At 67.4% G+C, this 7,544-nt stretch carries 8 protein-coding genes and 1 pseudogene; 3 read left to right on the forward strand and 6 right to left on the reverse strand.

Annotation, left to right across the window (positions count from 1 at the left end; translation table 11 throughout):
• Positions 1 to 282 (forward strand): annotated as a pseudogene (locus tag ABZ881_RS30615) (transposase); the annotation flags it as partial.
• A 587-nt stretch (positions 283 to 869) separates the two neighbouring features.
• Here ABZ881_RS30615 and ABZ881_RS30620 read toward each other — a convergent pair.
• The 4 genes from ABZ881_RS30620 to ABZ881_RS30635 all read right to left on the reverse strand — a co-directional run bounded on the left by ABZ881_RS30620 (position 870) and on the right by ABZ881_RS30635 (position 5,090).
• Positions 870 to 1,850 (reverse strand): catechol 2,3-dioxygenase, encoded by a 981-nt coding sequence (locus tag ABZ881_RS30620; RefSeq protein WP_358489498.1) that lies wholly within the window; start codon positions 1,848 to 1,850, stop codon positions 870 to 872.
• A 99-nt stretch (positions 1,851 to 1,949) separates the two neighbouring features.
• The gene (locus tag ABZ881_RS30625) at positions 1,950 to 2,648 is read right to left on the reverse strand and encodes a flavin reductase family protein (protein ID WP_358489500.1); all 699 of its coding nucleotides are present in this window, start codon (positions 2,646 to 2,648) and stop codon (positions 1,950 to 1,952) included.
• Positions 2,645 to 3,421, reverse strand: a complete 777-nt coding sequence (locus ABZ881_RS30630) for an FCD domain-containing protein (RefSeq protein ID WP_358489501.1) — start codon at positions 3,419 to 3,421, stop codon at positions 2,645 to 2,647. Before ABZ881_RS30630 ends, ABZ881_RS30625 begins: the two co-directional genes overlap by 4 nt.
• A 94-nt stretch (positions 3,422 to 3,515) precedes the next feature.
• The gene (locus tag ABZ881_RS30635) at positions 3,516 to 5,090 is read right to left on the reverse strand and encodes a 4-hydroxyphenylacetate 3-hydroxylase N-terminal domain-containing protein (RefSeq protein WP_358489503.1); all 1,575 of its coding nucleotides are present in this window, start codon (positions 5,088 to 5,090) and stop codon (positions 3,516 to 3,518) included.
• Between the two features lie 255 nt (positions 5,091 to 5,345).
• Here ABZ881_RS30635 and ABZ881_RS30640 point away from each other — a divergent pair, with 255 nt between their 5' ends.
• The gene (locus ABZ881_RS30640) at positions 5,346 to 6,182 is read left to right on the forward strand and encodes an alpha/beta hydrolase (protein ID WP_358489505.1); all 837 of its coding nucleotides are present in this window, start codon (positions 5,346 to 5,348) and stop codon (positions 6,180 to 6,182) included.
• Positions 6,183 to 6,276: 94 nt separating this feature from the next.
• Positions 6,277 to 7,047: a fumarylacetoacetate hydrolase family protein gene (locus tag ABZ881_RS30645; protein WP_358489508.1), complete on the forward strand. Its 771-nt coding sequence runs from the start codon at positions 6,277 to 6,279 to the stop codon at positions 7,045 to 7,047.
• A gap of 34 nt (positions 7,048 to 7,081) precedes the next feature.
• On the opposite strand, the gene ABZ881_RS30650 is transcribed toward ABZ881_RS30645, so the two are convergent.
• Both ABZ881_RS30650 and ABZ881_RS30655 read right to left on the reverse strand, forming a co-directional pair.
• Positions 7,082 to 7,318, reverse strand: a complete 237-nt coding sequence (locus tag ABZ881_RS30650; protein WP_358489510.1) for a TIGR00366 family protein — start codon at positions 7,316 to 7,318, stop codon at positions 7,082 to 7,084.
• A gap of 24 nt (positions 7,319 to 7,342) precedes the next feature.
• Positions 7,343 to 7,544, reverse strand: a 202-nt coding sequence (locus ABZ881_RS30655) for a transposase (RefSeq protein ID WP_358489513.1), incomplete at its 5' end; no start/stop codon positions are given.

Below are 7,544 nucleotides of genomic sequence, written 5' to 3' on the forward strand. Positions count from 1 at the left end.
TCTATATCGACGGAATCCGTGTCAGGATCCGGGACAAGGCCGCGGTCACGATCAAGAGCGCGCACCTGGTCATCGGCGTCGACGTCGAGGGCCGCAAGCACGCCCCGGGGTGCTGGATCGCCGAGACCGAAGGCGCGAAGTTCTGGCACTCGGGTGCTGACCCAGCTGCGCAACCGCGGGCTACGCGACATCCTGATCGCCTGCTGCGACGGCCTCACCGGCCTTCCCGAGGCCATCACCAGCGTGTTTCCCGACGCTGTAGTGCAGACCTCATCCGTCCACCATGGTCGGGCCGGGGAGGTCCCGGTGATCACCAAGCCCTCCTCGCCTGCGGAGGTGTTCGCCGGCATCGACTGGGGCGGCTCGTTCCACCAAATCTGCCTGATCGACGCCCACGGGCATGTGGTGCGTCAGCAGCGCGTGCAGCATGACGCGGCAGGATCTTCGCGATCAGTCCGCCCAGGTACTTCCGCTGCTTCGCGGTAACCGACTCGGGCCGGCGCCTGGCGAAAACCCTAGTGGGTTTGCTATCCGGAAGATCAAGAGCCCCTAACGATCGGTGTGGTGTCGCGGGCGGGGCCGGCAACGGTTGCGGGGTGGGGGTCGAAGGTCACCAGCACGGCCGGCAGCCTCCGGGCGTCGGCAGGGGCACGGGCGTGTGCCAGGACGCGGATGTGATGTGACCGCGGTGCAGGCCATCGAACACGCCGAGGACGACCACTGCAGGGCCCCAGTCGAGGGGCACGTCGGCCAGGCTCGTCCAGTAGGGGCGGAGTAGCGGGGTCGGGTGCACTACAGCGCTCTTTCGCCGGGGTGCACGGGACCGGGGCCAGCGGTGGTCGCCCGGCGCCCGGTCCCGCGTCGGGGGATCAGGTGGCGACGTCGAAGAAGGTGTCGGGCAGCTGACCACCGTACCAGACGATGGCCTTCTCGATGTTCGCGCCGTCCCAGATGACCGGCTTCCAGTCCGGGCCGTGGATGGGGTAGCCGCCGGAGAACAGTTCGACACGGTTGCCGCCGGGCTCGAACACGTAGATGAAGAAGGCCTGGGTCAGGCCGTGCTTACCGGGGCCAGCGTCGATAGGGGTGCCTTCCTCGACGAAGGTGTCCGCGGCGCGCAGCAGCGTCTCGGGGGTGTCGAGGTAGTAGGCGATGTGGTGCAGCCGGCCTCGCTCGCCCAGGCCGTCGCGCATGATCGCGAGGTCGTGGACCTGCGAGGTGACCGACATCCACACCCCGAGGTCGCCGTCGGGGGTGCGGGCGGCCTCGCGCAGCTTGAAGCCGAGCACGTCGGTGTACCAGTCACGGGCTTCGTCGACGTTCTGCGCGGTGATATTGAGGTGGTCGAGGCGGCGGGCACCGATGCCGGGGCTGGGGAACTTGATGGGCTGGCTGAGCAGCTTGGAGGGGTCGGCGGGCTCGTAGCGTTCGAAGTCGTAGAACAGTTCGGTGCGGTGCCCGAAGGGCCCGGTGAAGCTGACGGTGTCGCCCTGGGCGAATGCCGAGGACCCACCGGCTTCCAGCTTGTGCTCGACGCCGGCGTCCTTGAGTCGCCGTGCCCAACCCTCGACCTGGTCGGGCTCGGCGACCTGCCAGGCCATGTGTCCGAGACCGGGCTTCGGGCCCTCGGTGAGGACGGTGGAGTAGCGGCCCCACTCGCCGGCGCCGCGCAGGAAGACCGACTGGCCCTCGCGGTGGGTCTCGTGCAGACCCAGAACTCGGGTGAAGAAGTCGAGCGACTCCTCGGGCTTGGGGGTGAAGACCTCCACGTGGTGCAGGTTGTGCACTCGGGGGGTGGTGACCTCGACGTACTCGACGTTCGAGGTGGCCGGCTCGGTCGCAGTGGACACCTGGACCATCTCCTATCTGGTGGTGATGCGGTGGAGGGTGTGCGGCATCGCCCGCGGTGTGAGCGGCGATGCGATGAACGGTGTTGGTGGCGGTGCTGGTCAGATCCAGCCCGCGACGAACTCCTTGCTGAGTTGTTCCATGGCCTCGAGCTGCAGCGGCATGGCCACGGGGGCCGAGCAGCGCCTGCTTCGGCCGGTGGCGTCGAGGCCCTCGCCGCGGCGGTGGAACGCGCCGCTGTGGAACAGCAGCGGCTCATTCTCTCGGATCGCGAGGTCTTCGACGTAGCCGAGGTAGAGGACGTGGTCACCGCCGTCGTAGGACTTCCACGGGGTGCATTCGATCGTCGCGTGGGTGTGCTGCAGGCGCGGCGCGTGTCGACCGTGTTCCCACTCGATGACGGCCTGGTCGTCGGGTCGGCCGGCGAAGGTCATGGCCACACCGATTTGGCGGGAGGACAAGACGTTGACGGCGAAGGGTCGGTCCCGCAGCAGCGGGCACGCTCGAGCCTTGCGGGCGATGGAGACGAGTACGAGGGGCGGATCGAGCGAGACCGAGCTGAACGCGTTGACCGTGGCGCCGCGGGGTTCGTCGTCGTGCTGGTAGCTCACCACGGTCACCCCGGTGGCGAACCGCCCCAGGCAGGAGCGGAGTCGGCTGGGCTCGATGGGCTCGGCCTGCTCCTGTGGGGCTGCAGCTGCGTGGTTAGTCACATCAGTCCTTCCCGTCGTGGACGGACCGCTACGAGGCGTCGGCGAGCACGTGCGGTGGCAGGCGACGTCCTCGTCGGGTGTGGTCATCCGGCGGCGCTGTCGTCCTTGGCCGCCGAGCGAGAACCGATCCGTGTGACCGGCGACTTCTCCGGCTGGGCCAGGCTGATCATGTCGACTCGGTGTAGGCGCGTGGCGATCTCGAGCCGCTTGCGGTCCTTGTTGCGGATCGCCTCCAGGATCTGGCCGTGCACCCGGACGTTGTGGTCGACGGTCTCTTCATAGCCGCTGGCCCACGCTGCTCGGACCAGAGCGCCGAGCAGGACGGTGACGAGGCTGTCGTAGATGCCGATCAACACTGTGACGCCGGTGGAGCGTGCGATCGCTCGGTGGAACTCGACGTTCGCCTCGAAGAAGCGCCGCGGGTCGTTCGCCGATGCCGTCAGCATCTGCAGGCCGCGCTCGATCTCGTCGTGGTCGTCCGGGGTCGACTTCTGCAGCGCCAGGTTGTTGAACATCTCCTCGAGCAGTGTGCGGGACTCGAAGATTTCCAGTGGCGGGATGGTCAGGCCCTGGAACCACAGATCCAGGGCACCGAGCCGGACCCCTGGCGGCTGGTCGGCGGTGAACACGCCACCGCTGGGGCCCGGCTTGACGTTGATCAGCTCGCGGTCGCGCAGCAGACGCAGCGCCTCGTTCATCACGCCCGGGCTGACCTCGAAACGACTGATCAGGTCCGTGCGCAACCCGAGACGCGAGCCAGCCGGAAGGCCGGCGCGCAAGATCTCCATCTCGAGCTCTGCCGCCACGTCCTCTGCGCGCGACGATGTTGCCCGGGACTTGGTCTCGCTGTCCTTGCTCACTGCTCTCTCCTGTCTGTGCCGCGTACCGCGCCCCGCCCGGGACGGTTGTTGTCGCGCCGAGTGTGGCCGACTGTAGGCCCGGGACGGCGAGGGCTCATCCGGTTGCGGCGGCCCGCCGGACATCGTCGTTGTCGATCAGGTCCGGCACGGTCCAGCCGTCGAGGTCGTACTCGGACATGCACTGCTCGACCATGGCCTTGTACGAGTCGATCTGGCCGGACTGCTGCTGACCCAGGAACGCCTCGATGCGCAGGTTCTCGTGGTTGCCCGAGTAGTTGCGCTCGTAGAGCTCGTGGCGCCCACCGAACTCCGAACCGATGGCGTCCCACACCAGCTTCATCAGCTTGACCCGGTCCTCCGCGGTGCGGCCGGCCGAGCCGCGCACGTACTGGTCTAGGTAGGGGCGCAGCTCAGGGTTCTTCCAGTCGCGTGAACTCGACGGCAGGTAGATCAGGGCGCTCGCTACGTCCTGCTCGAAGATCTCCTTCGCCCGTGGGTAGGCCTGGGTCATCATCAGGCGGTAGACGCTGGCGGCGTCGGGATTCGGCACGCAGGTGCCGTCGTCCCACTGCGCCGGGTTGTCGACCATGGAGTCGACGCAGGTCCAGAACAGGTTGCGCAGGCAGACCAGCTCACCGATGCGGGTCTGTACCCCGCGGAACCCGGAGGTTCCGGTCATCTCCAGCGACTTGGTCAGCAGCCCGACCAGGAAATCGAACTTGACCGCGAGCCGGACGCAACCGTGCAGCATCGCGCGGAAGATGAACCCCGACCCGGCGAAGAAGTTGTTGGCCTTGTCCACGTCGTAGCAGAACACGCTGTCCCACGGGACCAGGACGCGATCCATCACCAGGATCGAGTCGTTCTCGTCGAGCCGGCTCGACAGCGGGTAGTCGAACGGGCTGCCGCTGGTGGCGGCGTTGAGCTCGTAGGACGAGCGGCAGATCAGCTTCAGGCCGGGTGTGTTCATCGGGACCATGAAGATCGCCGAGAACTCCTTGGACTTGACCGGCAGTGGGCCGTAGTTGCCGACGAAGTTGTAGTGCGTCAGCGCCGAGTTCGTCGCGACGACCTTGGCCCCCGACACGATCAGGCCCTCGTCGGTCTCCTCGACCACCCGCATGAACACATCACCGGCGGCCTCCATACCCAGATCGCGGTCGACGGGCGGGTTGATGATCGCGTGGTTGACATACAGCAGCCGCTCCTGGGCCTCGGCATACCAGCGCTTGGCGTTGTCCTGGTACGGGGCGTAGAACTCGGTGTTCGACCCCAGCGTCGACAGGAACGAGGCCTTGTAGTCGGGACTGCGACCCAGCCAGCCGTAGGTCATGCGCGCCCATTCCGCCGACCCTTCGGCCCCCGCCCGCAGCTCAGCGGGGGAGTAGGGCGCCTTGTAGAACGGATGGGTGAACCCGCCGTTGCCGGTGTCGGTCGGCACGGCCAGGGTGCCCTCGTTCGCCGGATCGTGCATCGCGTCGTAGAGCCGTGCCACCATCCGGGCCGAGTTCCGGAACGCCGGGTGGGTGGCGACGTTGTCCACCCGCTCGCCGTCGATCCAGATCTCACGGCCGTCGTTAATGCTCTCGAGGTACTCCGCGCCGGTGAACGGCCGCCGGTCGTTCGCACCGGCGGTCGAGGGCGCGGACTCGTTGATCATCTGCGTCATTGCAGCACTCCTCCATCGGAGATCGGGTGCCGCTCACCGGCCGCGTAGCGGTCGTCGGGAGCAGCGAACCTGCTAGGATGTTTGGGATTCTGCATGAAGATAGTCAGTGACCCAGTGCCCGTCAACTTCGCGTATACCTGCGAAGATGTGCCACCGTGGGCGTATGAGGTCGTTTCAATGTTGCTAATCTTACTGCTATCGTGCCGGTCAGTGGCGGGCCGCTCGGCTCGCGAACGACGACATCGGAGGTCAGCGATGACCCAGACTGCGACCGCAGCGAACCCCGAGATCGGCAGTACCGTGCGCGCGGCCGGGATCCGGACGAACTACCACGACCAGGGCAGCGGTTCCCCGGTGCTGTTGATCCATGGCTCCGGGCCGGGAGTCTCGGCATGGGCGAACTGGCGCGGTGTGCTGCCCGAGCTCGCCAAGCAGCGACGAGTGATCGCCCCGGACATCGTCGGTTTCGGCTACACCGAGCATCCCGAGGGCTACACCTTCAGCCGGCAGGCGTGGGTGGAGCACCTGGTTGGCCTGCTCGACGCGCTGGAGCTGGAGAAGGTCTCCATCGTGGGCAACAGCTTCGGCGGGGCGCTGGCGCTGTGGCTGGCCGACCAGTTCGCAGAGCGCGTCGACAGGCTGGCGCTGATGGGTAGCGCCGGTACCCGATTCGAGCTCACCCCCGGCCTCGACGCCGTGTGGGGCTACGAGCCGTCGGTGGAGAACATGCAGCAGCTGCTCGAGCTGTTCGCCTACGACCAGTCGATGCTCGGACCGGACCTCGCGCAGCTGCGCTACGAGGCCTCAATCCGCGACGGGGTGCACGAGTCCTATTCCGCGATGTTCCCGGCGCCGCGCCAGAACGGGATCGACGACCTCGCCCTCGACGACGACGCCCTGCACTCGCTGCCCCACAACACCTTGATCGTGCACGGCCGCGACGACAAGGTGATCCCGCTGTCCGCCTCGCTGCGCCTGCACGGGCTCATCACCCGGTCCCAGCTGCACGTCTTCGGACAGTGCGGCCACTGGACCCAGATCGAGAAGCGCGACGAGTTCGTCCAGCTACTGCGCAATTTCCTGCCCGCCTGATCCCCGCCCGGCGTCGTGGCGCCTCGGGCGCCGCTCGAACCCTGCGGGGGCGCCACGACCACCGGGGCCGGAGCGCGTCACTGCGAAGGAAACCATGCGCAACCAGATATCGGTGCCCGAGCTCGCGGCGCGGCTGACCACAGCGGCCGCGGGGCGCTGCGCCATCGGCAAGCTGACCGATCAATTCCCCGAACTGGACCTGGCTGCCGCCTACCGGGTCCAGCGTGAGCTCCGCAGCAACGCCGGCGCACAGGCGGGTTGGAAACTGGGTTTGACCTCTCCGGCGAAGCAAGCCCAGGTGGGTGTCGACGAACCGATCTATGGCTTCCTCCCGGCTTCCGGTGAGCTCGAGCCCGGCGAATCGCTGGACACCCGGACTCAGATCCAGCCTCGTTGCGAACCCGAGATCGCTTTCATCCTCGGTTGCGACCTCGTCGGGCCACACGTCACGGCCACGGAGGTGCTCGCGGCTACCTCGGCTGTCGCGGTGGGGATCGAGGTCCTCGACTCCCGCTACCTCGACTACCACTTCACCACCGCCGACGTCGTCGCCGACAACACCTCGGCATCGCGCTACGTCCTCGGCAGCCCCGTGGTTCCTTCCGAGATCGACCTGCGCTTGGTCGGGGTCGTGCTGGAGAAAAACGGGGCCATCGCGGCGACCGCGACCGGAGCTGCCTCGCTCGGGGACCCCGCCGCCGCGGTGGCCTGGCTCGCCCGGACTCTTGCCCCCGAGGGAGAAGGACTCCGGGCGGGCGAGATCGTCCTCTCCGGCGGACTGACCGCCGCAGTACCGGTTGCACCCGGCGACACCGTGACGGTCACGATCGACCGCCTCGGAACGATCGAGTTGCGCTGTCGCTAACCTGCACGACACCTGTCGACGCCGACTGGAGCTGTCACACAAGCCCGGCGACCACGATGACTCCGAGAAGGACAGGCCCGGAGACCAGCATCGATGCGAGGGTGTAGCCGACGACGTCGCGAAGCCGGCAGTTCGCGATCGCCAGCAGCGGCAGCATGAACAGAGGCTGGACCATGTTCGTGAGACTGTCGCCATAGGCGATCGCCATCATGATCACCGCCGGGTCCGCCCGAGCTCGACGGCCGCGTCGAGCATGGGACTGTCCGATCAACGGTGTAACCGGCGTTGATGGGGTTCAGGTGTTGCTCGTGACGATACGGCCTTCGAAGGTGATCGCGAACGCGTTCAGTGCTGGCTTCCAGCGCATTGACCACCGCGCCTTGCCCTTCCCGGTCGGGTCCAGGGACCGGGTGGCCAGGTAGAGACACTTCAGCGCGGCCTGCTCGGTGGGGAAGTGCCCGCGGGCGCGGACCGCGCGCCGATAGCGAGCATTCAAG

The sequence above is a fragment of the Pseudonocardia sp. NPDC046786 genome, assembly GCF_040645415.1.
In the GTDB taxonomy this organism is placed as follows: domain Bacteria; phylum Actinomycetota; class Actinomycetes; order Mycobacteriales; family Pseudonocardiaceae; genus Pseudonocardia; species Pseudonocardia kongjuensis.

Bases quoted from the DNA above. Each gene is read 5' to 3' on its own strand.
- ABZ881_RS30645 (WP_358489508.1), top strand. From the start codon at position 6,277: ATGCGCAACCAGATATCGGTGCCCGAGCTCGCGGCGCGGCTGACCACA.
- ABZ881_RS30635 (WP_358489503.1), bottom strand. From the start codon at position 5,090: ATGACGCAGATGATCAACGAGTCCGCGCCCTCGACCGCCGGTGCGAAC.
- ABZ881_RS30640 (WP_358489505.1), top strand. From the start codon at position 5,346: ATGACCCAGACTGCGACCGCAGCGAACCCCGAGATCGGCAGTACCGTG.
- ABZ881_RS30625 (WP_358489500.1), bottom strand. From the start codon at position 2,648: ATGACCACACCCGACGAGGACGTCGCCTGCCACCGCACGTGCTCGCCG.